Below are 24,768 nucleotides of genomic sequence, written 5' to 3' on the forward strand. Positions count from 1 at the left end.
CTCTTAACCGAGCTGCTTGCGCACCGCCCGAACGTAGCGGGCGGTGATCAGCTGCGGGCGCGTGATGGCACTGCCTACAACGACATACGTCGCTCCGCATGCCAATGCTTGAGCCGCATCCTCCGGTGTCCATATGCGTCCTTCGCCGATGACCGGCACGCTCAGCCGGGCGCTCAAGCGGCGGATCAGATCGAAATCCGGCTCCTCCTGCTGCGGACTGTAAGGCGTATAGCCGGATAGCGTAGTACCGATGAAATCCGCGCCGAGCCGCTCCGCGGACAGCCCCTCCTCGAAGGTGGACACGTCGGCCATGACGGCCGCTCCCGCTTGGTGAGCGTATTCGATCAAGGAAGCGGCTTGCTCAAGCCGGTCCTCCCTGTCCGTCACATCCAGCGCAACAATCTCCGCTCCCGCTTCCACAATGGCTCTCACTTCGTCCAGCGTCGGCGTAATGAATACGGCGGAGCCGGGAATATCCCGTTTGATGAGTCCGATGACCGGAAGCGCAACCGCGGCTTTAATCGCCCGAATATCATGCACGCCGTTCGTCCGAATGCCGATGGCGCCGGACATTTCCGCCGCTTTGGCCATCTTCGCCATCGCATCGCCGCCATGCAGCGGCTCGTTTTCCAGCGCCTGGCAGGATACGATCAAGCCCCTCTGCGCAAACAAACCTGATTTTGTTGTCATGTCTCTCCTATCCCCTTCCTTGCCGCAAAGGCCTGGTCGCCTCTCGATCCGAACGGAGGCCCAGGCACTTGCGTTTTCAATTTGTAGAGCAGATACCTCATATTCTTCAACCTTATGCTTTGGCAAGATCAATGTACGTCAAGATTTTGTCGTTCAGCTCTTTCACCCGGTCCATTTCCGATTCCGGTATCGGAAGCAGCGGCATCCGCGGCTGACCGATATCCAGACCCCGCAGCTTCAGAATAGCCTTGCAGCCGCCATATAGGGAAGGCAGCGCCAGCAGTCCGGTGATGATCTCGTTCACCCGGAACTGCCATTCGCGCGCTTCTTCCATCCGGCCCTCGACGAAGCATTGCTCGATCTTCATGAACAGCTCGGGCATGACGCCGTACGTTCCGCCGATACCGCCGTCCGCGCCAATGCTCCGTCCGGCCAAATATTGCTCGTCCGGTCCGTTGAATACAAGGAAGTCCGCCCCTCCGGCAGCTTTGAACTGCTGCAGCTCGAACGTGCTCTCGGAGGAAATTTTCACTCCGATCACCTTGTCCTGCGCTGCCATCTTGCTAAGCAGCGGCGTGGAGAGCTGGAATCCCGTCGTTTGCGGGATATGGTAAATGATAAACGGCAGCGACGTGCTGTCGATCATCTCCTGCCAGTGGCGCTCCACGCTTTGCGGGGACAGCCGGTAGTAGATGGCCGGCACCGCCGAGATGGCGTGGGCTCCGACCTGCTCTGCATGCTTGGACAGCTCCACGCTGTCGCGCGTGGATGGAGCTCCTACATGCGCAATGATCGTGAGCTCGCTGCCGACCTCCTCCATAACGGCGGCGAGCACCTGCTTGCGCTCTTCTACGCTCTGCAGCATGCCTTCCCCTGTACTGCCTCCGACATACAAGCCCTTCACGCCAAGGCCCGCATAGTGACGGGCCAGCTTGCGCACGGCAGCGGCGCTGATTTCCCCTTGTTCATCATAACATGCATACATAGCGATAATGACGCCTTTAAACCGATTAATATCATAAGCTCCCATGATAAATTCCCTCCCGTTTAATGGATACTCTCTACAGCGATCCAGCGCTTCTCGCGCATAGATCTCATGGCCGCCTCTGCCGTAGCAATGGACGTTAATGCAGCCGATCCGTCGAATAACAGGTTCAGGCTGTCTTCGGCCGGCTTGCCTTGAAGCGCGTCGCGGAACGCCTTTAGCTCCTTGGTCATCGCCGTAATCAGCCATCCCGGCACCCGGACCGAAGGAGAGCCGTACGAAATGCCCCCGTGGGCCAGCTCGTACGATTGGGCACGCTCCAGGTCCTCGGCAGCCGTATCGTTCAGCATTCGGCTGGTCAGCTGTGCGCCCCGGTTCAAAATCACCTTGGAGTTCTTCATATCCATAAGAATCGAACCCTCAGTCCCGTTAATCTTGATATAATGCTCAGCCCAACGGAATCCGCCGCCATACTGCATCGTGCCAAGCGTGCCGCCCGGGAACTCCAGCGTCAGCAGCAGCGCGTCCTCCTCATCGCCGAAGCCGTCGCCTTGATGGCCCAAATTGCCGCCGGCCATAACAACCTGTTCGGCCGGACCCATGATCGCTTGCAGAACATCAAGCTCGTGAATATGGTGGAACAGATGGCCGCCGGACGTCGCCACGTTCTTCTTCCAGCTGACGGCAGGCTGCTTCTCCTCCCAGCCCGTTCTCTCCGCATGGCACAGTATAGGACGGCCGATCTCGCCCTCGGCGATCCAGCGTTTTACCTGCTGCACGCCGTTCATGAAATGCATCACATGACCGGCCATGAACCGGACGCCGGCATCCCGGCATGCCGCCAGCATATCCCGGCAGTCGCTGAGCGACAAGGCGACCGGCTTCTCGCAGAATACATGCTTGCCGCGAGCCGCAGCGAGCATTACCGCTTCCTTGTGCACGTGATTGGGACTCGCTACGATCACAGCGTCAACGTTCTCCAGCGAGGTCAGCTCTTCCAGCGTAGCCGCCTCTTTGCATTGCAGCTCCTCCGCCAGCCTCGCCGCATCGCTGCCTCCGAATACCGCCGTTACTTCCGTACCTTCCATCCGCTGTACGATTCTCGCCAGCTCGCTTCCGAAATAGCCGCAGCCTACAACACCAAATCGAATCGTTTCCATCCCATGATTCTCCTCTCTTAGCCCTTCACGCTTCCCATTGTGATACCTTTGACGAAATATTTTTGAAATGCGATAAAGACGCCAAATACCGGTATGAAGCCCAATGTCGCCGCAGCCATCTGCAGCCCGTAATTCGCCACGTACTCCGTAACCATGGTCGATATGCCGACGTTCATCGTCATTTTCTTATGATCGCTCAGCATAACGAGCTGCCATAAGTAATCGTTCCATGCATAAGTAAAAGCGAATATCGCGAGCGCCCCCAGCGCCGGTTTGACGACCGGAAGAAAGATCCGGAAGAACAAGCCGAGCTCCGAGCAGCCGTCGATCCGTCCCGCCTCCATCAGCTCCGTAGGGACGGACTGGCTGAACTGCTTCATAAGAAATACGCCGAACGGCAGACAGATGACTGGCAAAATGACGCTTGCCAGATTGTTGACCAAATGCAAGTCCCGCATCATGGTAAACAGCGGAACCAGCGTAATTTGCCGCGGGATGAACATCGCAATGACGATGATGCCGAAGGCGTAATCCGCGCCAGGAAACTTTCTTTTAGTCAGCGCATAGCCGGCCATCGCAGCAACCAAACAAATGGCTGCGGTTGAGACGACGGAGACAAATACGCTGTTATACAGCCAGACGAAAATCGTGCCGTCCTCAATCAGTTTGTTGAAATTGACGAGCGTCGGCGACGACGGGAACAGCTCCGGCGGGAATTTCATCGACGAGGTCTGATCCTTGAACGCGCCTGTAATCATCCAATACAGAGGGAATATGAACAGTGCAGCAACGACATACAACAAGAGATCCGCGGCCATTTTGACCGATTTGACAGCAGCTTGCGGCACACTTCTCTCCCCCTTTCCTACATTTTAAGAGTCCGCATCGGCCTTCATCAGCTTGAACTGCGCGAAAGCAACGATGGAAATAAGCAAGGTTATTACGATTCCCATGGCGGATGCCAAGCCCAGCTGACCGTATACGAAAGCCGTATTGTACAAAATATACATAATGGTCGAGGTGCCGTAATTCGGGCCGCCTCCGGTCAGCATCTGAACTACAACGAATGTCTGGAACGCCCAGATCGTAGCCATGACGAGAATATATAAGGACGTCGGCTTTAACAGCGGAAGGGTAATATGCCGGAATTTGTCCCAGGCGGAAGCGCCGTCGATATCGGCCGCCTCGTAATAGTCCGACGAAATGTTGCCCATTGCCGCGAGCAGCAATATAATCGGCTGCCCCACGTTAAACGTAACGACGATAATGATCAATGCCGGAAGTGCGAGGCGTTCATCGGATAACCACATATAAGGTCCCAAATTCACCAGCGACAGGCCGTAGTTGGCAACGCCGTTCACCGGATTGTAGATCCATGCCCAAATGACGGATAAAATGACCTGCGACGTCACAATCGGCAAGTAAAAAGCGCCGCGGAAAAAAGACGCAATATAGCGGTGCTTGTTATAAATCATCGTCGCGACGAAGATAGCGAACAAATACGTCAACGGTACCGTACCTACGACAAAGCCGAACGTATTGGCTATGGAACGCAAAAACACTTTATCTTGCAGCAAATAGACGTAGTTATCCAGGCCGATCCACACTTGCTTGCCGAGCCCGTAATCGAAGAAGCTCAAGTACACGGCGCGGATCATCGGATAAATTTCAAACAGGAGGAAGAACATGGCGAAAGGCGCTATGAACAGAAGCCCCCACCAATGACCTCCGATGGCTCTGCTCGTCTTGACTGCCTTGGTTGACATCAATACTCCTCCTTTAATCATGAATGTTACCAGGGATACGCTGCACGAAGCACCGTATCCCCCTAGTGTGCAATAGCCGGCGAGCTACTTGGAGTTGCGCTCGATGATTTCGTTCGCTTTCTTCGTCCAATCGTTAAGCGCTTGCTCCGGTGTTTTCGTCTTCGTCAAAGCCGCCTGCAGCTCCGGATAAAACGCCGCGCGCGTCTCCGAGTAGCCCGGCACGCCCAGGCCGACGTTGCCTGTGCTCTTGAACAGCTTGATCGTCTTGCCCTGAATGGAATCCTCCGCGTACTTCGATGCGAGCGATTTGCGGGTCGGCAGTACGGAAGGAATCTCGGCCAGACGGGCCATATTTTCCTTCGTGTTGATGAACTGCGTGAACTTTTTGGCCCATTCCATGTTCGTTTTCTTATTCGTGTTCCATACCCACGTGCCGTAGCCGAACAGCACGGAGTTGGTGCTCTTGCCGTCTTTGGTCGGATAAGGGACGATATCCATTTCAAACGGCTTGTTCGTTCCGTCCTTGAACGATTTCTCGAACGCCCCGATATGGCCGATATTGCCCATCGTCATGCCGATTTTGCCTTGAGGAAACATATTGTTGATAACCTCAGTCGCCTTTAACCCGGCCGCTCCCGGCGGAACCACCTTCTCGTCGGACAAGCTCACCAGAAACTTCATTCCCTCGATACCTTCAGGCGAATTCAATACCGCCTTCTTGTTGTCGTCGCTGAACGACTTGCCTCCGAAGCCCCACAGCAAGGCATGATGCGACTGGTCGCCGCCGGTATCCGCCGCGTACATAGCGTAGCCGTAAGTGCCTCCAGCCGGATCGGATACCGCCTTGGCCGCTTTCAGGAACTGCTCCGTCGTCCAAGGCTGCATGTTTTTCGGAAGCAGGTCGAGCGCTCCCTTCGCCTTGAACAAATCCTTGTTGACGACCAAGCCGATGGCGACGGTATTGTTCGGATAAATGTACAGCTTGTCGTTAACTGTAACGTTTTTCAAAATCGCCGGATCGAAGTCGTCCTTGTCGATGATGTCGTCCAGCGGCACCATCAGGTTTTTGTAGGCGTAGCTGAGCGGCCAGAAGATGGAGCCCTGCTGCAAATCCGGCAGCTGTGCGGTATTCGCCGCAATGCTCAGCTTTTCGTTGATTTTGTCGCTCGGAATGATTTCGCGTTTGATTTTGACATTCGGATTTTGCTTCTGGAATTTATCGATCATTTCGTCGTAGAACGTGCCGTATGCATCTTCATCCTGTACGACCCACCAGGTCAGCTCGACCTTCGGTGCGCCGTTCGCGTCAGTGGCTTTATCGGCACCTCCGGCCTGCTCCTTGCCGCCGGAGCAGCCGGCCGCGAAGCCGAGAGCGAGTACGACGGACATCGTCATGGCTAATCTTTTTCTCATATAGGACCCTCCCGTATTGATGTGGCATTGATGTGGTACAACCGCTTACAAACCAAAGTATAGCGGTTTCATTTTCAAACCGACACGAACAAAAACGCTTACATTATTCACTTTCTTACTGCTGTCTCCGGTAGTATTCACTTATTTTGGATCGACGTTCATTTTTTTATGATCGCTCGGCCTCATTCCAGACGGACATAGCAAAAAACCTCCCCGTCATGTTAGGGAGGCTCCATCCGTATCATTCGGATATTGCGAGCGATACTGCTGCGGGCTGGCACCTTTCACTTTCTTGAAAATGCGCCCGAAGTAATTGATGTTCTCATACCCGACCTGCTCGGCGATCAAATAGCTCGGCAGCGACGTCGTCAGCAGCAGCTCCGCCGCCTTGTCGATGCGCACCTGATTCAGATACTCCGTAAATCCGGTATCCGTCTCTTTCTTGAACAGGTGACTCAAGTAGCTCTCGCTCATGCTGACCATATCCGCCGCCTGCTTCAGCGACAAGTCGTTCATGTAATTCGTTCTCATATACACAAGCAGACGCTGAATATCTTCACGGCCCGTCCGGTACATCCGGTTTCGGACCCTATCGCAGCAGACGCCGATCAGCCGTTCGAACCAGCTCCTTGCTTCCTCTAACGTTTCAAAGCCGATAACCTGCTTGTATAAAGGCAGCCGGCTATCCGGTCCGACAGCCGCCGCGTGCTCGTCCGTCAGCTTGCCTGCCGTTTGGATGACATGCAGCAGCTGCAAGCCTATTTGCACGTTATGCTCCAGCGGCCCTCCGGCTTCAGCCATGTTGTCAAAAATGCCCCGGACAATCTGCTGCGCCGCTTTCTCATCCATCAGCTCCAGCTGCTGCTTGAGCCGCTGCTCAATTTCCCGGGTCATCACCGGCGCCTCTGAAGACGCTTCCGTGCCGTTCGGCGGCTCGTACAAATAAACCCGCTCCGTCCCGTCAAAAAAATACCGCTCCAGCGCTTCCTTCGCCTCCCGGTAAGCGGTCCGCGCCCCTCTCTCCCCGGCCGCCTCGCGGCTGATGCCGATGCTCAAGCGCTGATTCAAAAATCGCTTGGCCGCGCTGATCAAATCTTGTCCCAGCGAGAGGAGAGGCACAGACGCAGCTTGCTCGGGCCCGGCGGTATCTTCAGCAGCGCTTCCCTGATCAGAGTCTGCAGACAGCGGAATCCAGACGATCACCTCATGTTCCTTGTACGGGATTACGTTGCCTTTCGTCCATTTGGTAAGCTCCAGATGAAGAAGATTGAGCAAGGTCCGTTTCGCCTGATGGATATCCGCTGCCGCCCTGGACGGATCACTGCGGTGAATACGAAGCAGCATGAGCACGTGCTTCGCTTCCGCGGATGCATCGCCGCCCTGCTCGTCTTGCAGGAAGTCGCGCTCCTTCGGCGCCGGCTCCTCGATGTATCTGTACAACCGCTCGGCCAGTTCGTCCTGCGTTTCCCCGGCTTGACTCTCTCCGCCTGCCTCCATAGCCAAACGCTGCTTCCACTCCGTGTCGCTTGCCGTAATTTTGTCCGCGGTCTCCAGGAGCAGCTCGAGCAGCTCTTCCGGCTTCATCGACGTTTTCAAAATGTAGTCGTCCACGCCGAGCTTCATCGCTTTGCGGATATAATCGTATTCGTTATGGCTGCTCAGGACAATGATTCTCATGAACGGGTACCGCTGCTTCACCGTTTCAATCAGCTCAATGCCGTCCATGTTCGGCATGACGATATCCGTCAGCACGATGTCCGGCATCGTCCGTTCGATCAGCTCCAATGCCTGGAGGCCGTCGGGAGCGTCGCCTGCGAACTCAAACCCATGCCGCTCCCAGTCGATCAAGGATTTGATGCCGAGCCGAACCAATATTTCGTCGTCGGCCAGCACGACCTTCAAAGCCATCGTTATCCCTTCCTTTCCCTGCTGTCTTAATCCGTATGGACTCCCTCGTCCTCTGTTTCGTTACTTTTCCATATGGTGCAAAGGCAGCAGCAGCGTCACCGTCGTTCCGGCACGGACTTCGCTATCCAGAAGCAGACCGTATGGCTCGCCGTATTGCAGACGTACCCGGTCGTGCACATTTTTCATCCCTATGCTGCCGGTAACGCTTCGGTCGACGCTGCCTGCAAGCCTTGCCTGCTCCGCTAGCAGCTTGTCTTGCGTCATGCCTACGCCGTTGTCCTTGACGGTCACCTTCAGGCGGCCGTCCTCTTCGAATGCGCTCACTTCAATCGTTCCGGTCCCGTTCAAAGGCTCGATCCCGTGCAAAATACTGTTTTCTATCAACGGCTGCAGCATGAATTTAATGGCCTCCACTTTCAGCAGCGGCTCGGGGATACCGTACTTCACAACAAGCTTGTCGTTATATTTCAGCTTCATTAGCTCCACATAATTTTGAATATACGATATTTCCTCCTTCAATGGAATGAGGGTCTCCCCTCTGCCGATGCTCGCCTCCATGATGCTGCCTAGCCGCGACAGCATTTCCCCTACCTCGCGGTCGTTGCGGATGTAAGCCATCCACTTGATATTGTTCAGCGTATTGAGAATAAAATGCGGGTTGATCTGGGCTTGCAGCGCCTTGAACCGGATTTCTTCCTTCTGCTGGTATTCCTCGCGCAGCCGCTGAAGCAAATCGCGGATCCGCTTCGCCATTTTGTTATAGGTGCTGAGCAGCGTGGCGATTTCCTTCGGTCCCGAAACGGACAAGTAGCTGTTAAAATCGCGCTCCTCGATTTCCTGCATTCTTTTCTTCAACAGCTTGAGGGGGCTCGATATGCCATAGGAAATAAACAGTGTAATGATCATAAATACGATAAAAATAACAACGACAACGGCGATATTCGCTTTACGCACGTCGAAAATTTCCTTGAACACCGTATCGTACGGGATCAGCTGAACGATTTTCCAGCCGCTTTGCGAAACGGTATCGTAGTTGACGAACCATTTCTGCCGCTGCCTCTCGACCACCTCCTGCCCTTTCGGCTGCCGGTGAACATTGTCCATGAACGGTTCATCGCCGACAGGAGTGCCGATTCGCTTGGCGTCTGGGCTGGAAATAATCATGCCGTTCTCGTCAACCAAATACACTTCGCCTTCCAGCTTGGATAAATATTTGCGGACGTCGGATTCCCGGACGCTGAACAGAATCATGCCGATATTTTGGCTCGTCTGGAGCTCCGTAACCGTTTTGACCAAGGTAAGAAGAGGCTGCTTGTCGGTATAAATGTAATTGTTCGAGTTGAACATCCAGCGCATCTGGAACGGCTGATGGACCATCTCCCGAAACCAGGCCGATTCCGTATACTGCCGGTACAGCTCCTCTTCCATATACTTGTTGCTCAGCCAGCTGCCGTTCAAATCAAGCAGCGTCACATAGGGCTCCGAGAAATTCGAGCTGAACAGCTTGTTAATGACCGTATCGTTAATCCGCAGCTTCTCGTAATCGGTAAACCGCTCCGGATGCTTGAGCAGCTCATCGATTGTCGGGTTCATGGATATATCAATGGCGGATTTCATCATGCTTTCGAGAAAAAGCTCCACGTTAAAATTTACCTGGTGCAGCGCTTCGTTCGCGGATTCGCCGATTTTGCGCTCAATCGTTCGCTCCAACGGATTGTCCACCCAGTAGAACGTCAGCAAAAAGGGAACGATGAGAAACAGCAAGATGGAGAAAAAAATTTGATTGCGCACCGAATTCCGATTTCTCAACCAGTCCATGACCCGTGACATTCCCTCTCGACCGCCTTCGCTTATTGTGAGCTTCCTTAGTCTGCCCCATGTAAAAATTTGTCGCACTTCATCATGTCGCATGACCATTGTACCATAACGCCAAAAACGCCGGGACCCTGTCCCTTGTCCCCACGCTCGCGGACAATGCAAAAGCCCGCCGTAACAGGCCTGTATAGGCCGCCGGCGGGCTTTGACTATGGATCGGGCTATGCCGTTTTGAACTGGGACAGCAGCTGCTGCAGCTCCTCCGCCATCTGTGACAGCGATTGGGCGGAAGCTTGTACTTCTCCCGTCGTTTCCAGTTGGCCTTCCGCAGAGGTAGACACGTTCTGTGACGAATGGGCGGTTTCTTTGGCGATGTACGCGACCTGCTGGACAGCGGCGGTAATTTGCTGCGCCCCGGCGGAAATTTGCTCGGATGTCGCGGCCATTTCCTGAATTTGCGACGCGATATGCGACGTCGATTGCAAAATTTGTCCGAAATTCTGCTCGGTTTCCTTGGCCAGCTCGATGCCGGCCTGAACTTCGTCCTTCACCTTGCCCATAGCTTCTCCGGATTCGCCTATGCTCACTTGGATTTCATTCAGCAGCTTGGCGATCTGATCCGACGAGCTGCCCGATTGCTCGGCCAGCTTGCGCACCTCGGCGGCAACTACGGCAAAGCCGCGTCCCTGCTCCCCTGCGCGGGCCGCTTCGATAGCGGCATTGAGCGCCAGCAGATTCGTCTGGTGGGCAATGTCTTGAATCGCCTTCAAGATACCGCCGATTTGGTGCGATTTGTTCGCAAGCATTTCGATGACCTGGTCGGTCTGATGAACCGAATTATGAATCGAATTCATCTGCTGAACGGTGCTCTGAACGAACGTACCGCCCGTTTCCGCTTGCTGCTTGGTCCATTCCACAGACTCGGCGATCGTCGACGCGCTCTCGGCCATCCGGCTGATGCCTTGTCCGACTTCTTCCATCGATCTCGAGGTTTCTTCCATCGTCTGCGTCTGCTGATCCGCGCCGCTAGCCACTTCCTTGACGGTATCGGCGATGTGCGCCGACGCCTCCTGCATTTCCTCGGAGCTCGACTTCAGCTGATCGGCCGATACGGTAACAAGCTGCGCGTGCTCATTGATTTTCTCGATCATTTGGCGCATATGGTCGGTCATAAGCACGAAGGAAGCGCTGAGCTCGCCGATTTCGTCCTGACGCGACAATACGGCGCTTCTCTCAGACAAATCGCCTTCGGCAATCCGTTTGGCGGAAGCGCTCATCAGCTTGAGCGGATTGGAAACGTGCCGAGCGATAAGGAACGATACGGCGAGGCCGACCACAATCGCTATGATACTTAAAGTGATCACCCACACGACGCCGGAGCGGTTCGCGTTCTCCAGCTCATCCGACCAGTCATCCGCATGAGATTGCAAATTGCGGGTAAACACTTCGATGACAAGGCTGCATCCGCTCAAATGCTGATCCGCTTCTTGAATCAGCCTCATCCCTTCCGGGCCATGCTTCTGCGCCGCGCTTAAGATGGCAGGGAACTGCTTCGCGTACGCCTCCCATTGAACATGGAACATTTTGACCAGGTTGGCGTCCTTCTCCGTCACAGCGATATTATCGACCTGCTTCACCTTGCCTTGGATCGCTTCAAAAAGTGCTTTCGCTTTATCCGGCATCGAAATGGTCTCATCTGTCACACCCATCGCGGACATATCGCTGGTGTCGGTCTTCTCCTGCATATTCAGCTGAATGCGCAGCATCAAATCGTCAAGCTCTTTTAGCTCATAGTTCAAATCCCCCAGCAACACGACGCTTGGCAGAGCGGTTTGCGTCATTTGTACCGACTTTTTGCCCATGGTGCTCATCTGAGTCAGCGCCGTTGCACTGATAGCCGATAGCAGCAGCAGGACGACCAGAAAACTGATCAGCAATTTTTTGTGCAGTGTCAGTTTGGACACTACCGAAGCCAGCTTCGCCCATATAGGCAGTCGAAGCAGCCTGGTTACTCTTTCTTTCATGTTCCACAGCCTCCGATATTCCCCTTGGCGGGGGTCTTTTTAATCCAATTTATGAAAGCGTTTTTTCCTTTCATTGGATATTCTACTTCTTTTATTTCGACAAATATCGCCGCAAATGTTATAGCTCGGTGTCGATTTTCGGCAAATTGTTTTAAATTTCACATAAGCCGCAGGACCTAGCCGAACGACAAAAGGGCCTCGACTGCAAACTGCAGCCGGAGGCCGTAAGAACTAAACATCACATTATTTCATAAGGAACGATGGATAGCCGCAGCACGGGATGCCGATCACGGTCTTCTGAAGAGACGAACGACAGCCGGCTTACGATTGCTGAAACGGTTCCCCCATATTGACGTATTGAACGTTGCGCACATGCACGGTTGAATTCCCAATCGGAGTTTCAATCGCCTTATTGTCGTTTTGCGCGGAGAGCAGCAGCTGGAACCCGAGCGGCGCCAGAAACGAGATCATATTGCGGTCCGGATCGGCTTGATGCGGGAATACGATCGTGAACGAATCGTCGAAGCCTTCGTCCGTCATTTCGATACGACTGCCAATAAGTGCAACGGAGTGAAGAGCATCCTCTTCAAAATGGGCAATAATGTGCTCCAGCTTTTGAGTATACTCATCTAGGAACATTTCTCCCTTTCTCTTGTCTTTGTCGCTCGGGAAATAATGGTCCAAGAAATGGAACCGTTCTTCATCGAAATAAACGAGCTGACGAATCAGCTGAAGTCTGGCGGATTGCAGAGAACTATGGCTCATAGTAAGGATCACCTCCGCTGCGTATAACTTCTCCTTCCGTGAAATAGCCGTAACTTGCCCTCATGGAACATTCCTCCCTTGAAAAAATAAGACCTCTCCGAAAAGAGGCCTTACGAGTATATTACCAGAAATTCTGCATATTCCCAATGCCCTAAGTCCTCTTGGTTTTCCCGAAGGAATATGCATCCCTTATGTAGAATAGGTAGACTTAGAACCATGGAAAAGGAGGAGAATCGCAATGGCGAAATCCGTCTCCGTACAAGATCTCGTTAACCGTTTCTCATTGGAAGTGCTGGCCGGCCAAAAGGATTTGAACCGATTGATCACGAGGCCGCGCACGCATCGTCCGGGTCTTGAGTTTGTCGGTTATTTCGATTTTTTTCAGCAGGCCCGCGTTCAGGTGCTTGGAAGCAAAGAAATCAACTATTTGCATACGCTTAGCGAGGAAGAACGCAATTCAAGGATAGGCAATATCGTCAAATATCACCCGCCCTGCTTTGTCGTAACCCGTAATCAGGAGGGCCTTAAATATTTAATGAAATATTGCGAGGAGGAGGGCATTCCGCTGCTTCGGACCCATGAGCCGACAACCAAATTTCTCGAGCTGATGGATGCGTACTTAACCAAAGCTCTCGCTCCGGAAGTAGCGATTCATGGGGTATGCGTCAATGTATCGGGTATAGGCATCCTGCTTCGCGGCAAGTCCGGCGTAGGCAAAAGCGAAACGGCCCATACGCTCATCCGCCGCGGCCACCGGCTCGTCGCGGACGACATCGTCGTTCTGCGCAAGATCAGCCCCGAGACGATTATCGGCACGCATAACGGGAAGAGCAAGGAATTTCTTGCCCTCCGCAGCATCGGCTTGATTAACGTGTCCCGTCTGTACGGACGCAGGGCGTTTCAGGATGAAACCCGTATCGTGTTGGATATCGAGCTGACCCAGTGGCAGGAGAATGCGCTGAATAACGAGCTGGAACTAGAGCCGAAATTCTCGGACTATATGGACGTACGAATTCCTCATATCGAAATTCAGCTTCAGCCGGGAAGGGATGTCGCAGGGCTAGTCGAAGCGGCCGCGAACAACTGGTATTTGCGCCAGCAAGGCTATAGCGCGGTGGAGGACTTCATGAAACGTCTGGAGAGCAATTGATCATGCGGAGCTCGGCCTTGTCTGCCGCGCGGTGCGGATAGCGCGCCCCAAGGAATCTCGGGGCAGCGGACAAATCTAGGCTGGAGCAAGGGCTAGAGCCGCTGCTCCCCGGATTCCGGATCGGCAGGAGCTTGTGCGATACGGTCTGCTGGAGCTTGTGTAATATGCTCTGCATGAGTGCCTATTGGGCTGTCTGCATCGGGATACTCCTGCTGCTCGCCAAGTATGGTTGTAGCTGCGGCACGGGTTGAGGAAACCGATGCGGATGCAGATGTAGCCACAGAGGAGGTCGCTTCTTCCGACGAAACCGCGTCCGCCAGCCATAGACGCATCAGCTCATGCAGCGCTGAGGCGTTTTTGGTAGGAATCTGGTGATACGCACCTGCTATCAGATGCAGCGTGCTGTTCGGCAGGCTCCGGTGCAGCAGGTGCGCATAACGGTGAAAGCTGACATCTTTTTCCCCATAAATGAGCAGCATAGGAATATGAATCCGGTGCAGGCTCGATGTGCAGCTGTAATTGTAGCTGTATTCGTAGTATTGGTGCAGATTGCGGACATGGCCCTGTATCGCGCTTGCATACAGCCGCTTGAACGTTGCGGGCATGTCGGAGTTCCCTATCGCGATGGCCGCGGTCATCAGCCGCTTGGCCCGCAATCGGGTTATTCGCGCGGCGGTCCAAATTCTGCTCCTGTTGTACCAGTCGCTGATCTCAGACATGCCGCTGATCAAGATTCCTCCGAGGAAGCGATCCTGATATCTAAGCAGCGTCTCCAGCGCAACCGAGCCTCCCGTGGAATATCCGCATAAATAGGCTTTCGGAATGTTCAATTGGTCCATCAGCTTGCAAATATCGTCCGCAATGAGCGAATACGTGATCTTCTCTTTCGAATAACCGCTTCGGCCATGCCCGCGAATATCAAAGGTGATGACTTCAAACCGGTCGGCCAGCTGCTCTTGCTGGTACACAAAATTTTCCCCCGTCAGCAACGGAGGATGGATAAACACGATCGGGACTCCTCTCCCGACCCTGTCGTAATGCAATGGGATCCCGTTTACTTCAACCATCGGCATGGCGCTCCACCTCTTATTCACAGGTTCTTCGTTACCGATAGCTTTCCCCTCTTAAGCAATGGCATACATTTTATTACAGATAAAGGCAATATTTTCCACTATGTAGCAGCTGAGTTTTGCCTTTTCTGAATCGCATGCACCCCCATGACAACCAAGATGAGCTCTTCGGTAGGCAGTGACGAGTCATTCGTTAACGCAAACGCTCCGGCGCCGAACATCCCGTCCGTTTTTCTAAATTCGGCCACTTGGTCTCCCCATGCCGAGGTTACCGTGTACTCGCGGGAAAAAGCCGGCGCCTCAACCTCATACGTTCCATGACGGTTTTCGTATATAAAGCGTTTGGAGAAAAAAGACAGCTTCGCCTTCAAAACCCCGACTTCCTCTTCCGTACGATCCAATATGATCCATCCATTGGAGAAAAAACGGAACTTCCCGCTGTATGTCAAGGAGCCCCGCTCATCCCGCAAATGAATTCCGGCGGTGAACATGCTCTGCAAATCAAGCTCCCCGATCTTCCGCTGCTGTTCATCCCAAATGTCGGTAACCCCCGTTGAAAAATACCGGTCGGAGAAATATACGGTCTTGGTATCCACAGACAAATCCTCCTTTGATCCTGAATGCCGCTGCTTCATGGGTTAGTTTGCTTTGGGCGCTGTAAGGTGTCCAGCGAATGAGTGCTCGCTTCACCCCGTAAGGCAGTCGGGCGATCATATACGTGCCATGCCCCTACGTACGCGATTCCCTGCGCGCTTCGTCAGCGCGAGACAGATCGGATAACAACGTGTGTCATGTCCATCGTACGCGACTTCGGCACGTACTTCTCCCTGCAAGACGCTCAGATAAGTTCACGTGTGTTCTCCCCCTACGCGCGCGATTCCCAAAACGCTTCGTCGCCGCGAGACATAGCAGACGGTCCAGTATGTTCCATGTACGCAGCAGCTTACTTCTTTTTACGGATTTCGATACTCGAATGTTTCAACCGGCATGTAAGCGGTGTTACAATAAAGACAAAAGACGAACCGCCCAGCCACTCATCCATGTGATTTTTTGTTATCGGAAGCGGCCGGAGGGCCCAATTCGATTAGATGCCGGATAGGATCGGACCGTACAGCCGTTATTTTGCCAAAAAGGGGCGAAAATCAAGCTGCTGCGGACCGTGGTTCCGCTATTGGGCCTAAAATCTGCGAAAAACATGATATTTTTGCCAAATAACGTATCCTGTGTCCGTTAACCGCGAAATTCAGGCGATTTTCCCTAAATAGCGGCCTCTGTGTCCGATCGCGGGAACATTGCGTCTCATCGCAATAGACATCACCCCTTATAAAGGCCCGAATCCTGAGGTCGCGTTGATTTTTTCAGTAAAACCGGGTTAGAGTTGTCACATGGCAATGGGGCTCAAGATACACGCTTGATCAGTTTGATCATATTCCACATGCCCGGTAAGCTTGGAGGAGGTGTCTCCCATCGAACTCAATCTGCATCCGCTGCAAAATACCCTATTCGCACGATCGCCCAACGCAGGAAAAGCACGCTGCGAGCCGGGCTGGCACTGGAAGCCTCAGCGGCCGCTGGACGATTACGATCTATGGTACGTCTTGTCCGGCAAGGGCCGGATGACGGTGAACGGAATCGCTTACGACGATATTGGCAAAGGAAGCTGCTTCCTCCTCCGTCCCGGCGACAGGCCGGAAGCAACGCAGGATCCGTTCGATCGTCTCAGCGTTATTTTTATCCACTTCTCCGTACATGACTTGCAGACCGGTCAGCCCCTCTCGCCGACACTGCTGCCGGAACGCTACACAACGGTAGGAGACACGCTGCTTATCGAAATGCTGCTCAACCGGCAGCTGCAGATGATCCACTCGGACGGGCCTTGGCTTGAAGCCGAGTTCGACCTGATCATGAAGCAGACGATGCTTCATCTGCACCGCTGGCAGCAAACGCAAGAAGCCGTCTCCGCAGATAAGCATAAGCAGCTGATCGGGCGTGTCATAAGCTACATACGCGAAGAACCCGGAAGACGCGCAACGCACCAGGATATCGCCGAGCACGTCGGGCTGTCCGCGGAATACGTAAGCGTCCTTTTCAAAAAATATACCGGCACCTCCATCAAGCAATACATCACCGACGTACGGCTCGAGAGGGCGATGCATCTGTTAATGGAAACTCCGATGAACGTCACTCAAGTAGCGGAGGCTCTCGGTTATTCCAACATCTATTTGTTCAGCAAGCAGTTCAAGCAGCGTTACGGAACGCCGCCTTCCCAGCTCAAATGGAAATCCGAGCCGGCCCAAGCACATTCCACCCCGAAGAGAAATTGACCCGTATCGGTTTAAGTATAAAAAAAAGCGTACTCGCCCCATTTTCGTCTCCCTCTTCGTCAGATAACATAGAATCAAATACACCTTAAGGGGGAATGTACATGGATAAAGCGGCTAAACGTACTTTACATTCATACGACAACCCAGAAGAGGAACAATTAGCCCGAACGATTGCCGATACGCTGTACCGTTACGATTCGATCGCTTCCGATCGCATCCCTACGCTGCAGCAGCTAACGGAGGAGCATGTCAAACAATTTTGGGAACGCGGTTATCTCGTTGTCGATCAGGTGCTGAATCCGCAGGAGGTGCAAGCCTCGCTGGAGGCGATTATGGATGTCCTGTACGGGCGTTCCGTCGGCACGAAAATTCAGTTCGTGAAGCCCCGTGCGGAGCTTCATACCGAGCAGGAGATTGAGCTCGCCGCCCGCAAGCTGCACGATTACATCGATCACGAGCCCCGTCTGCGGGACGCCGCTTATCATCCGGACATTATGAAAGCAATGGAAGCACTGTTCGGGGAAGCGCCGAAAGTCGCACAGGATCAAGCGATCCTGAAACCGCCTTCAGGCGGCGCGGAAAAGCCTTGGCATCAAGACATGGCTTACGGCAACCTCGCCTATGATAAATCGGTCATCGGTGTTTGGGTGGCGCTTGACCCGGCCGAGCTGGATAACGGCTGCATGCATGTGATTCCCTACTCGCACCGGGAAGGAGCGGTTCCGCACTATGCGGTGCGGGATTGGCAGTTGTGCGACGTCAGCGTTCAGGTCGAGCATGACGTCGCGGTGCCGTTGAAGCCGGGCGGCGCCTTGTTCTTCTCAGGCTTGCTGCATCACGGGACTCCGCCTAACTTCTCCGAGAAGCGGAGACGCTCGCTGCAAATTCATTACGCGCCGGAATCCGCGGTCAAGCTGAAGCCGCATGAGTACAAGCGGATGTTCACGAATGAAATGACAGGGGCCGAGTGCTAATAGAGGCAGGCTGCTGCTCTACGCAGAAAGAGCAGCAAAGCAAACAAAACCCTCCATCGCTTAATTGCGATTGGAGGGTTTTGTGCCGGTATGAAGCTGGCCGGGGCGTGCTGCATAGCCACGTATCGTGCGGCCTCAGCCTTGCTTGCTGGAATCCCGCTCCAGCGAGCAAGGCTAATCAGCTCGGCTGCGCCATAGTGGGTATGGCAGCAGCCGGGTTCCCATGACGCGCCGAATCGCGGCGCGTGCGGCACTGGTGAGGCCGGGCGGCTATCCCGGCCTCTCATGGCGCGGTCGTCACAGCTCGACGACGACCCGGCCCTTGATGCGGCCTTGCAATATGTCAGCGGCATATTGCGGCACTTCCGCGAGACGGATTCGCGTTCCGCCGATCCGCTCGAGATGGCCCGTCGGCTTAAGGTCCGCCGCAAGCCGCTCCCACAACGCATATCGGCGCTCCGCCGGATACTGCACCGAATCGATGCCGAGCAAGCTGACCCCGCGAAGAATAAAAGGATGCACCGACGTAGGGACCGACCCGCCGCCGGTAAGACCGCTCACCGCGACAGAGCCGCCGTAGCGGATCGAGGCAAGGATGTACGCAAGCGAGCGGCCGCCGACCGGATCTACCGCGGCCGCCCACTTTTGCTTCTCGAGCGGCTTGATCGCTTCCGGCTCCAGCGCGCTGCGCTCGAGAACGTCCTGCGTGCCGAGGCTGCGCAGGTAATCGTGCTCCGCGGCCTTGCCGGTGCTGGCCGCGACCTCATACCCGCGCGCGGCGAGCAGCGCGACGGCGAAGCTGCCGACACCGCCGGTAGCGCCGGTGACGAGCACAGGGCCTTGGCCCGGCGCAAGGCCGTTATGCTCCAGGCGGTCGATGGACATCGCCGCCGTGAGTCCGGCCGTGCCGATGGCCATGGCTTCGTAGGCGGTGAGCCCCGGCGGCAGCGCTACGACCCAATCGGCCGGCACGCGGGCCATTTGGCTGAAGCCGCCGAAATGGGCTACGCCCAGGTCGAAGCCCGTCACAAGCACGGCTTGTCCCGGCTGAAAGCGCGCGTCCGCAGAGGTTACGACCGTTCCCGCAAGATCGATCCCGGGTATGTGCGGGTAAGTGCGAACGATGCCGCCGTTAGGAAGGCAGGCCAAGCCGTCCTTGAAATTGACGCCGGAGTAGCTGACCCGGATGAGTACTTCCCCTGCGGGCAAATCTTCAAGCTTCAATTCTTTAACACCGGCCTGGAACCGGTCTCCCTCCTTTTCGACAACCAATGCCTGAAACGGCGCTATCGATTCTGTCATAACCGTTGGCTCCCTTCCTTACGCTCCTGTACGTGACTTGACTGGATGTTGGCAAGCGGACTTCGCATCAAGTGTGGTCCCGGTACAATACGTTATAGTTCCAATAAGCTTTTATGGATTTTGATGACGACCTTCTTAATGGTCCCGTTATCATTCACGCGGCAGCAAGGACGGTGAATATCGCCGGGATAAAACACTGCGAACGAACCCGGACTCAGCACCAGCTCGCTTTCCTTGCCGACCTGTTCATAAAATGCGATATCCTTAAGCTCGAACGCTTCCTCGGACACCTTGGCGTCCTCCGACCATGGAGCAACCCGGATGATTTCCTCGCCGGAAATCAAAAATTGAATATCCGTATAAGTCCGATGAGATTCAGGACGCTGCTCTTCCCAAGCCCGGGTTGACGCCTCCTGCAGCAGTGCAAACATCAAATCCCCTTCGATCTCGTGCTTTCCAAGCGGCAGTGTGCTGAAATCCGTACTGCGGATATATTCCAGCCCGCGGTTCACCGCCTTCGGGTACACGGCTTTTTCCCGCTCCCAATTCGCCAAATCGCTAAAAATCATCGCAACCGCCTCCTCATAAACTTTATGCTGTGCCTTTCTTTCCCAAGTATAACCTTAACATGCGTCAAAGTGAAAGAATGGTTTCTTACGTTACATACCATGATACCAAAACAAAACCCGCCTCCACTATTCACAAGTCAAAACGGGTTTCCAACCGCCATGGCTCAGCCGTAATCTACTTCAAGCCGTTAGCCGCAAGCAGCAGCTCTTCTTTACCGATGTTCGGCGAAAAAGCGGAAATCTGATAGATAATCGTTCGGCCGTTACTCGATTCTTCCAGCCAACTGACCGTGCTCTGTGTGCCGGTATCGCTAAGAAACGAGCTGTTATTTACCGTAAAATAACCGTCCTTCCCGTTCACCGTTACCTTTTCCCCCGTGGTCGCCGAGCCTGTCCGAAGGCTCATGTCGATTTTCCCGTCCGCCGACTCGAGTACCTGATAACGGATTTCTATCGGATCCCCCTTCGGATTCATGTAGACGAGACCAGGGCTCTTCAAGCCGGCCGAGGCCGCCTGGGGTCGGGTATCGCGCTCCCATACGATAGACTGCTTCGACTTGGACGCCTTATCCTTCAGCAGCTTGCTGTACAAGGAATAGCTCGTCGCATCGACCAAGCCGACAGGCGCTTCCAGCTCCCCATAGGAAAAAGTGAAGCCTTGCGGCATCATGGTCGGCATTTTAAGAGGAACCCCTTCCGAAGCTTTGATCAACTCTGCCCATGGATTCAATTCAGTGTATTCGATAGGACGATTCACTCTCGTTAATGCAGGAAGATTGCGCTTTTCCAACTCCGATATATAGACAATCGCCGATTCCCCCGGCTTCAGCCGATTTCGGATATCCTGAAACGACGCCCTGATTTCGGCGTTCACCTTATCCGGCAGCTGTACCTGCTCGTCCTTGGACACTTCCACCGATACCTTGCCGGAATGCATAGTATAGAGCAAGCTTGATGCATAGGCTATACCCGAAAATAAGAAAATGCAAGCCGCGATCAGCGCAATTCGCGCCGTTTTCCCTGGTTTTGCCGCTTTGCGGACCCGGACCGACAGTCTGTTAATACGTTCATCCAACTCGCGGGGATAACGCATTTGCTTCGCGTACTGTTGAAGCTCGTTTTTTAATTGATGTTCGATGGACATGAGGGAATGCCTCCTTCTTCCTCCGAAAATATAGTGACTGCATGCTTGCGCAGCTTGGCAAGAGCGGCGTGGTGCCGCGATTTGACCGTCCCTACCGGGATGCCCAGCAGCTCGGAAATCTCCTCGAACGAGTGCTCATGATAATACCTCAATACAACGACGCTTTTGTGCTTGTAAGGCAGCTTTTGCACCAGCTCTACGAGGCTGCTTCGGTGCTCGTTGTGAAGGACGACGGCGTCCGATCCGGGATTCGGCTCATGCAGAGCAAAGCTTTTGCTCCGCTCAACTAACCTGAATTTGCGCCAAAGCTTACGGTTCCAATTGTTCACCTGACGAATCGTTAATCCTGTTAACCATGGGCGGAACGGCTTTCCCAAATCGTATTTGGGAAGCGATGTAATAAGCTCCGCATACACCTCGTTTACGACATCGGACACATCCTCCCTATTGTTAATCAGAAGTGACACCGTGCCGTACACATGCTCCTTGGTCTGATCATAAACGACACGAAACGCTTCCTCGCTGCCGTTATTCATTCTGCGAATCCATTCTTGCATACTGGATGGGTCTATCATAGGCGGCCGGCCCCCTAATCTGGATTTCACTCTATATTGGCTCCGCAGGGTCAAAAGGTTCATTTTTTCTTATCGTAAAGGATTTGGAAACCAAGAAACAGTCTCCCGAAAGCGAAAACAGCCTAAAAAGCCCATTCCGTCCGAATTATGCACGTGCTTGATCGGCATCAATCCGTTAAAAGGTTGGACATTAGCTCCGGGGGAGCCCTCTTGTCTATGAAAATTAGAATTGCAAAGTTCCAAAACAACGAAAAAATCCTTGCTCTCGCAAGGATCAGGCGTTGAAAAACCCGGATTCATGACATAAACCATTTATCTCTCAAATTTATATATTGGTTCCACAATCCCTATTGTGTCAGGCGAAGGAACAAGCTGCCGGATAGACTTGGTGAGAGCTATACGGTCCGAGAATTTAAAATTTATCCGGGAACTGCTTGATAATGCCTTTGGACAGAGCATCCGCAAGCTTAATAAGATGGTCTTCGCCTTTGTCGAAAGCCGCAATGCTTCCGTTCCAATCCTTCTTAAGCCTTGCCATAGCATCTTCCGTCAAAAGCTTCAAGTGCGTGTACAGCAGATCCTGCAATTCCTTGAACGACCAATTAGGGTTGGCTCCGCTCAATAATTTGGCCATATCGTCGGCATTACGGTACCACTCTTTATTTTGTGCAGCGAGTTCCTGCTCGTTTCCGCTTTTGGCAGCCGCTATCACTTTCCCTGCAATCAAGATGTGCTGCTTCAGCAGCTCCGCCAGTTTATTGCCGGCAGCTTCTCCATAGTAAGGCTTAATAGCGTTGCCGATATCCACCTGGTTTTGAAGAAGCCGGGCCAACACCTGCTCCTGATCTTCCAATCCGCCCAGAGCGCTTATCATATAGCTTTTCGTCCAGACGACATGATCGATCCATAGTTTTCTTAAATCGAATGTGAGCTTGGCCGCCGCCGGGCTGATACAATCTTTTTTCTCCTTCGCCTGCATCTGCTCTGCCGCTTGAACGGACGGAACATAAGCCGTAAAGCTCCAAGCCGCGGTCATTGAGACCAGAGTAATGAGGATCCACTTCTTCATGCTGCAAATCTCCTTAAATGTAAGTTTTTGAAGCGTACCCTCTTATTCTGGTTTATTGGAGCAAAATCATACTCAACTGCCTTCCCGAATCCACACTGCCATCTCCCCTTGTCCCCGGTTCCCCCACAAGCAGTACGGTACCGCCTGAAGCCTATGAGACTCCGTTCGTTTCCGGTCCGTGCCATACAGCGCTTCAGTGTTCCAAGCCGATTCGTCTTCACGCTCGGCATCTGTCTCGATCGCGACGATGCCTCCCAGCAGCTCGGAATCATACCGCTCACTAAATCTGGTCCCGGCATTCAGCCGGATGGCCGGCAGCAGCCCGCCGTTGTCCGCTTCCTCCAGGCAGTACACAAGCGGACCGCGCTGGATAGCCGCTTTTCCTGCATTGGCACGCACCCTCGGGTGGGAACGGACCAGCTGTGCACTCATCGGAAGCTCCAGCACGACGGTATCTCCGGCCTCCCACCTTCTTCGGATGTATGCGTACCCGTCAACGGCAATCTGCTCTATCGCAAGAGGCTCGCCGTTAATATGAAGACCAGCTCCTTGACACCATCCGGGAATACGCAGCGCCACAGTGAATTCCGCTGCTTCCTCGGGTGTTACCTCCAGCTGAATACGGCCTTCCCAAGGGTAGTTCGATGACTGCTTCAGCTTCACCTGCGCCGCCCCCAAAGTTGTCTGAGCCTCGCTGCCAATATATAAGTGAGTGAATATAGTATCGTTACTGCTTGTGTAAATGTACTCCCCGAGAGAGGCCAGCAGGCGGGCGATATTCGGCGGGCAGCACGAGCAGCCGAACCAAGGCTGCCGGACCGGCTTCACATGCTTGCAGCCCGGATTGCCCTCGCTGGCCATCGGCCAAACCTCCAGCGGATTGACATAGAAGTAATGCTTTCCGTCCAGCGACATGCTTCCCGCTACATTGTTGTACAGCGCCCGCTCCAATACATCGCCATAATGCCCCTTGGCTTCCAGACGGAGCATTCGGTTGGCGAAGAAAATTAGTCCGATCGACGCACAGGTCTCCGCATAGACAGTATCGTTCGGCAAATCGTAGTCGAAGCTGAATGCTTCGCCATGCGCCGTAGAGCCGATGCCCCCGGTGATGTACATTTGCCGTTGAACGATATTGCTCCACAACGTACGGCAAGCCTCCAGCAAGGTCGAATCGCCTGTATACGCCGCAAGATCCGCCATCGCCGTATACATATAGACAGCGCGCACGGCATGGCCCACCGCTTCCTTTTGCTCCCGTACGGGAAGATGGGCTTGGTGGTACTCTAAATTCGTCGGCGGCACCTTCCCAGGTCTCCAATGGGTAGTCTGCCCCCTCTGCTCCCATTCCTGATGGAAAAAGCTCGGCTTCCCGCCGCGCTCGTCAATGAAATATCGGCTGAGCTGCAAATATGCCTCCGTTCCGGTCGCTTCGTACAGCTTCACCAGCGCAAGCTCTATTTCCTGATGGCCGTCATAGCCCCGGATCTGTTCCGGCTTCGTACCGAATACCGTACCGATATAATCCGCAAATCGGCTCATGATCTCCAGAAAGCGGGTTTTTCCCGTAGCGTGGTAATAAGCCACCGCGGCTTCGATCAAGTGGCCGGCACAGTACAGCTCATGGCAGTCGGTCAAATTCGTCCAACGCTTGCCTGGCTCTTTGACTATGAAATACGTATTGAAATAGCCGTCATCATCCTGCGCTTCGGCAATCCATTCGATAACCTGATCCGCTATGTTCTCCAGCTCCTCGTTCGGGTGCGTAGACAAGCTGTAAGCGACGGCCTCCAGCCATTTGGCAATGTCGCTGTCCTGAAAGACGAAGCCCCCGAATTCCCCGCTCTTCCTGCCTGCAGTGATCAGCAGGTTGCTGATGGCGTGACTCGGCTCCGCACCGGGAACCCGATCATTCAATGCTTCCCATTGATAAGGGATCACGACCTCTCTCACTAATCGGACATACGGCGACCAGAAACCGTCCTCCACCCGTACCTGCTTCAAAGGGATTTGTCTGCTGCTCCAACTCATTTCACCGCCACTCGCCTTTCTTGATAATATGTAA

The 24,768-nt window shown here is 54.0% G+C and carries 21 protein-coding genes; 3 read left to right on the top strand and 18 right to left on the bottom strand.

Going from position 1 to position 24,768, the window contains the following annotated elements; all coding sequences use genetic code 11:
- Nucleotides 1–3: 3 nt before the first annotated feature.
- From ACFQ88_RS33830 to ACFQ88_RS33875, 10 genes are all read right to left on the bottom strand, one after another.
- On the bottom strand, nt 4–690 hold the full coding sequence (locus ACFQ88_RS33830; protein ID WP_379461564.1) for an N-acetylmannosamine-6-phosphate 2-epimerase: 687 nt from the start codon (nt 688–690) through the stop codon (nt 4–6).
- 112 nt (nt 691–802) lie between these two features.
- Nucleotides 803–1,720: a dihydrodipicolinate synthase family protein gene (locus ACFQ88_RS33835; RefSeq protein ID WP_379461566.1), complete on the bottom strand. Its 918-nt coding sequence runs from the start codon at nt 1,718–1,720 to the stop codon at nt 803–805.
- Nucleotides 1,721–1,737: 17 nt separating this feature from the next.
- Nucleotides 1,738–2,835: a Gfo/Idh/MocA family protein gene (locus tag ACFQ88_RS33840; RefSeq protein ID WP_379461568.1), complete on the bottom strand. Its 1,098-nt coding sequence runs from the start codon at nt 2,833–2,835 to the stop codon at nt 1,738–1,740.
- A 17-nt stretch (nt 2,836–2,852) separates the two neighbouring features.
- The gene (locus ACFQ88_RS33845; protein ID WP_239631098.1) at nt 2,853–3,683 is read right to left on the bottom strand and encodes a carbohydrate ABC transporter permease; all 831 of its coding nucleotides are present in this window, start codon (nt 3,681–3,683) and stop codon (nt 2,853–2,855) included.
- 24 nt (nt 3,684–3,707) lie between these two features.
- On the bottom strand, nt 3,708–4,601 hold the full coding sequence (locus tag ACFQ88_RS33850) for a carbohydrate ABC transporter permease (protein ID WP_239631097.1): 894 nt from the start codon (nt 4,599–4,601) through the stop codon (nt 3,708–3,710).
- A gap of 84 nt (nt 4,602–4,685) precedes the next feature.
- Entirely contained in the window at nt 4,686–6,014 is a 1,329-nt protein-coding gene (locus ACFQ88_RS33855) for an ABC transporter substrate-binding protein (protein ID WP_379461571.1), read from the bottom strand.
- A gap of 216 nt (nt 6,015–6,230) precedes the next feature.
- Nucleotides 6,231–7,922, bottom strand: coding sequence for a response regulator (locus tag ACFQ88_RS33860; protein WP_379461573.1), 1,692 nt, complete (start codon nt 7,920–7,922; stop codon nt 6,231–6,233).
- A gap of 60 nt (nt 7,923–7,982) precedes the next feature.
- On the bottom strand, nt 7,983–9,752 hold the full coding sequence (locus ACFQ88_RS33865) for a sensor histidine kinase (protein WP_379461575.1): 1,770 nt from the start codon (nt 9,750–9,752) through the stop codon (nt 7,983–7,985).
- A gap of 206 nt (nt 9,753–9,958) precedes the next feature.
- Nucleotides 9,959–11,761, bottom strand: a complete 1,803-nt coding sequence (locus tag ACFQ88_RS33870) for a methyl-accepting chemotaxis protein (protein ID WP_379461577.1) — start codon at nt 11,759–11,761, stop codon at nt 9,959–9,961.
- Between the two features lie 321 nt (nt 11,762–12,082).
- The gene (locus ACFQ88_RS33875; RefSeq protein WP_239631092.1) at nt 12,083–12,526 is read right to left on the bottom strand and encodes a GreA/GreB family elongation factor; all 444 of its coding nucleotides are present in this window, start codon (nt 12,524–12,526) and stop codon (nt 12,083–12,085) included.
- A gap of 238 nt (nt 12,527–12,764) precedes the next feature.
- Here ACFQ88_RS33875 and hprK point away from each other — a divergent pair, with 238 nt between their 5' ends.
- The gene (gene hprK, locus ACFQ88_RS33880) at nt 12,765–13,676 is read left to right on the top strand and encodes an HPr(Ser) kinase/phosphatase (RefSeq protein WP_379461580.1); all 912 of its coding nucleotides are present in this window, start codon (nt 12,765–12,767) and stop codon (nt 13,674–13,676) included.
- A 92-nt stretch (nt 13,677–13,768) separates the two neighbouring features.
- On the opposite strand, the gene ACFQ88_RS33885 is transcribed toward hprK, so the two are convergent.
- Both ACFQ88_RS33885 and ACFQ88_RS33890 read right to left on the bottom strand, forming a co-directional pair.
- A complete protein-coding gene (locus tag ACFQ88_RS33885) occupies nt 13,769–14,749 on the bottom strand; it encodes an alpha/beta fold hydrolase (protein ID WP_379461582.1) in 981 nt (326 codons plus the stop codon).
- Between the two features lie 98 nt (nt 14,750–14,847).
- Nucleotides 14,848–15,342, bottom strand: a complete 495-nt coding sequence (locus ACFQ88_RS33890; RefSeq protein ID WP_379461584.1) for an LURP-one-related/scramblase family protein — start codon at nt 15,340–15,342, stop codon at nt 14,848–14,850.
- Nucleotides 15,343–16,203: 861 nt separating this feature from the next.
- Here ACFQ88_RS33890 and ACFQ88_RS33895 point away from each other — a divergent pair.
- Both ACFQ88_RS33895 and ACFQ88_RS33900 read left to right on the top strand, forming a co-directional pair.
- Nucleotides 16,204–17,070: an AraC family transcriptional regulator gene (locus tag ACFQ88_RS33895; RefSeq protein ID WP_379461586.1), complete on the top strand. Its 867-nt coding sequence runs from the start codon at nt 16,204–16,206 to the stop codon at nt 17,068–17,070.
- A gap of 101 nt (nt 17,071–17,171) precedes the next feature.
- On the top strand, nt 17,172–18,044 hold the full coding sequence (locus ACFQ88_RS33900; RefSeq protein WP_379461588.1) for a phytanoyl-CoA dioxygenase family protein: 873 nt from the start codon (nt 17,172–17,174) through the stop codon (nt 18,042–18,044).
- A gap of 297 nt (nt 18,045–18,341) precedes the next feature.
- Here ACFQ88_RS33900 and ACFQ88_RS33905 read toward each other — a convergent pair whose 3' ends face one another.
- The 6 genes from ACFQ88_RS33905 to ACFQ88_RS33930 form a co-directional block, all read right to left on the bottom strand.
- Complete coding sequence (locus tag ACFQ88_RS33905; protein ID WP_379461590.1) at nt 18,342–19,346, bottom strand: acrylyl-CoA reductase family protein; 1,005 nt, start codon at nt 19,344–19,346, stop codon at nt 18,342–18,344.
- A 92-nt stretch (nt 19,347–19,438) separates the two neighbouring features.
- Complete coding sequence (locus ACFQ88_RS33910) at nt 19,439–19,915, bottom strand: NanQ anomerase/TabA/YiaL family protein (RefSeq protein WP_379461592.1); 477 nt, start codon at nt 19,913–19,915, stop codon at nt 19,439–19,441.
- Nucleotides 19,916–20,090: 175 nt separating this feature from the next.
- Nucleotides 20,091–21,059, bottom strand: coding sequence for a hypothetical protein (locus ACFQ88_RS33915; RefSeq protein ID WP_379461594.1), 969 nt, complete (start codon nt 21,057–21,059; stop codon nt 20,091–20,093).
- Complete coding sequence (locus ACFQ88_RS33920; protein WP_379461596.1) at nt 21,038–21,634, bottom strand: sigma-70 family RNA polymerase sigma factor; 597 nt, start codon at nt 21,632–21,634, stop codon at nt 21,038–21,040. Before ACFQ88_RS33920 ends, ACFQ88_RS33915 begins: the two co-directional genes overlap by 22 nt.
- 412 nt (nt 21,635–22,046) lie before the next feature.
- Nucleotides 22,047–22,703: a glycosyltransferase gene (locus ACFQ88_RS33925; protein ID WP_379461598.1), complete on the bottom strand. Its 657-nt coding sequence runs from the start codon at nt 22,701–22,703 to the stop codon at nt 22,047–22,049.
- A gap of 72 nt (nt 22,704–22,775) precedes the next feature.
- A complete protein-coding gene (locus tag ACFQ88_RS33930; RefSeq protein WP_379461600.1) occupies nt 22,776–24,734 on the bottom strand; it encodes a glycoside hydrolase family 127 protein in 1,959 nt (652 codons plus the stop codon).
- Between the last annotated feature and the right edge of the window lie 34 nt (nt 24,735–24,768).

It is taken from the genome of Paenibacillus sp. NPDC056579, from assembly GCF_042793215.1.
Lineage (GTDB): Bacteria > Bacillota > Bacilli > Paenibacillales > NBRC-103111 > Paenibacillus_S.

Excerpts from the sequence above, each read along its gene's own strand:
- ACFQ88_RS33830 (WP_379461564.1), bottom strand. The coding sequence starts at position 690 with ATGACAACAAAATCAGGTTTGTTTGCGCAGAGGGGCTTGATCGTATCC.
- ACFQ88_RS33835 (WP_379461566.1), bottom strand. The coding sequence starts at position 1,720 with ATGGGAGCTTATGATATTAATCGGTTTAAAGGCGTCATTATCGCTATG.
- ACFQ88_RS33840 (WP_379461568.1), bottom strand. The coding sequence starts at position 2,835 with ATGGAAACGATTCGATTTGGTGTTGTAGGCTGCGGCTATTTCGGAAGC.
- ACFQ88_RS33850 (WP_239631097.1), bottom strand. The coding sequence starts at position 4,601 with ATGTCAACCAAGGCAGTCAAGACGAGCAGAGCCATCGGAGGTCATTGG.
- ACFQ88_RS33855 (WP_379461571.1), bottom strand. The coding sequence starts at position 6,014 with ATGAGAAAAAGATTAGCCATGACGATGTCCGTCGTACTCGCTCTCGGC.
- ACFQ88_RS33860 (WP_379461573.1), bottom strand. The coding sequence starts at position 7,922 with ATGGCTTTGAAGGTCGTGCTGGCCGACGACGAAATATTGGTTCGGCTC.
- ACFQ88_RS33865 (WP_379461575.1), bottom strand. The coding sequence starts at position 9,752 with ATGTCACGGGTCATGGACTGGTTGAGAAATCGGAATTCGGTGCGCAAT.
- ACFQ88_RS33870 (WP_379461577.1), bottom strand. The coding sequence starts at position 11,761 with ATGAAAGAAAGAGTAACCAGGCTGCTTCGACTGCCTATATGGGCGAAG.
- ACFQ88_RS33875 (WP_239631092.1), bottom strand. The coding sequence starts at position 12,526 with ATGAGCCATAGTTCTCTGCAATCCGCCAGACTTCAGCTGATTCGTCAG.
- hprK (WP_379461580.1), top strand. The coding sequence starts at position 12,765 with ATGGCGAAATCCGTCTCCGTACAAGATCTCGTTAACCGTTTCTCATTG.
- ACFQ88_RS33885 (WP_379461582.1), bottom strand. The coding sequence starts at position 14,749 with ATGCCGATGGTTGAAGTAAACGGGATCCCATTGCATTACGACAGGGTC.
- ACFQ88_RS33900 (WP_379461588.1), top strand. The coding sequence starts at position 17,172 with ATGGATAAAGCGGCTAAACGTACTTTACATTCATACGACAACCCAGAA.
- ACFQ88_RS33905 (WP_379461590.1), bottom strand. The coding sequence starts at position 19,346 with ATGACAGAATCGATAGCGCCGTTTCAGGCATTGGTTGTCGAAAAGGAG.
- ACFQ88_RS33910 (WP_379461592.1), bottom strand. The coding sequence starts at position 19,915 with ATGATTTTTAGCGATTTGGCGAATTGGGAGCGGGAAAAAGCCGTGTAC.
- ACFQ88_RS33915 (WP_379461594.1), bottom strand. The coding sequence starts at position 21,059 with ATGTCCATCGAACATCAATTAAAAAACGAGCTTCAACAGTACGCGAAG.
- ACFQ88_RS33920 (WP_379461596.1), bottom strand. The coding sequence starts at position 21,634 with ATGATAGACCCATCCAGTATGCAAGAATGGATTCGCAGAATGAATAAC.
- ACFQ88_RS33925 (WP_379461598.1), bottom strand. The coding sequence starts at position 22,703 with ATGAAGAAGTGGATCCTCATTACTCTGGTCTCAATGACCGCGGCTTGG.
- ACFQ88_RS33930 (WP_379461600.1), bottom strand. The coding sequence starts at position 24,734 with ATGAGTTGGAGCAGCAGACAAATCCCTTTGAAGCAGGTACGGGTGGAG.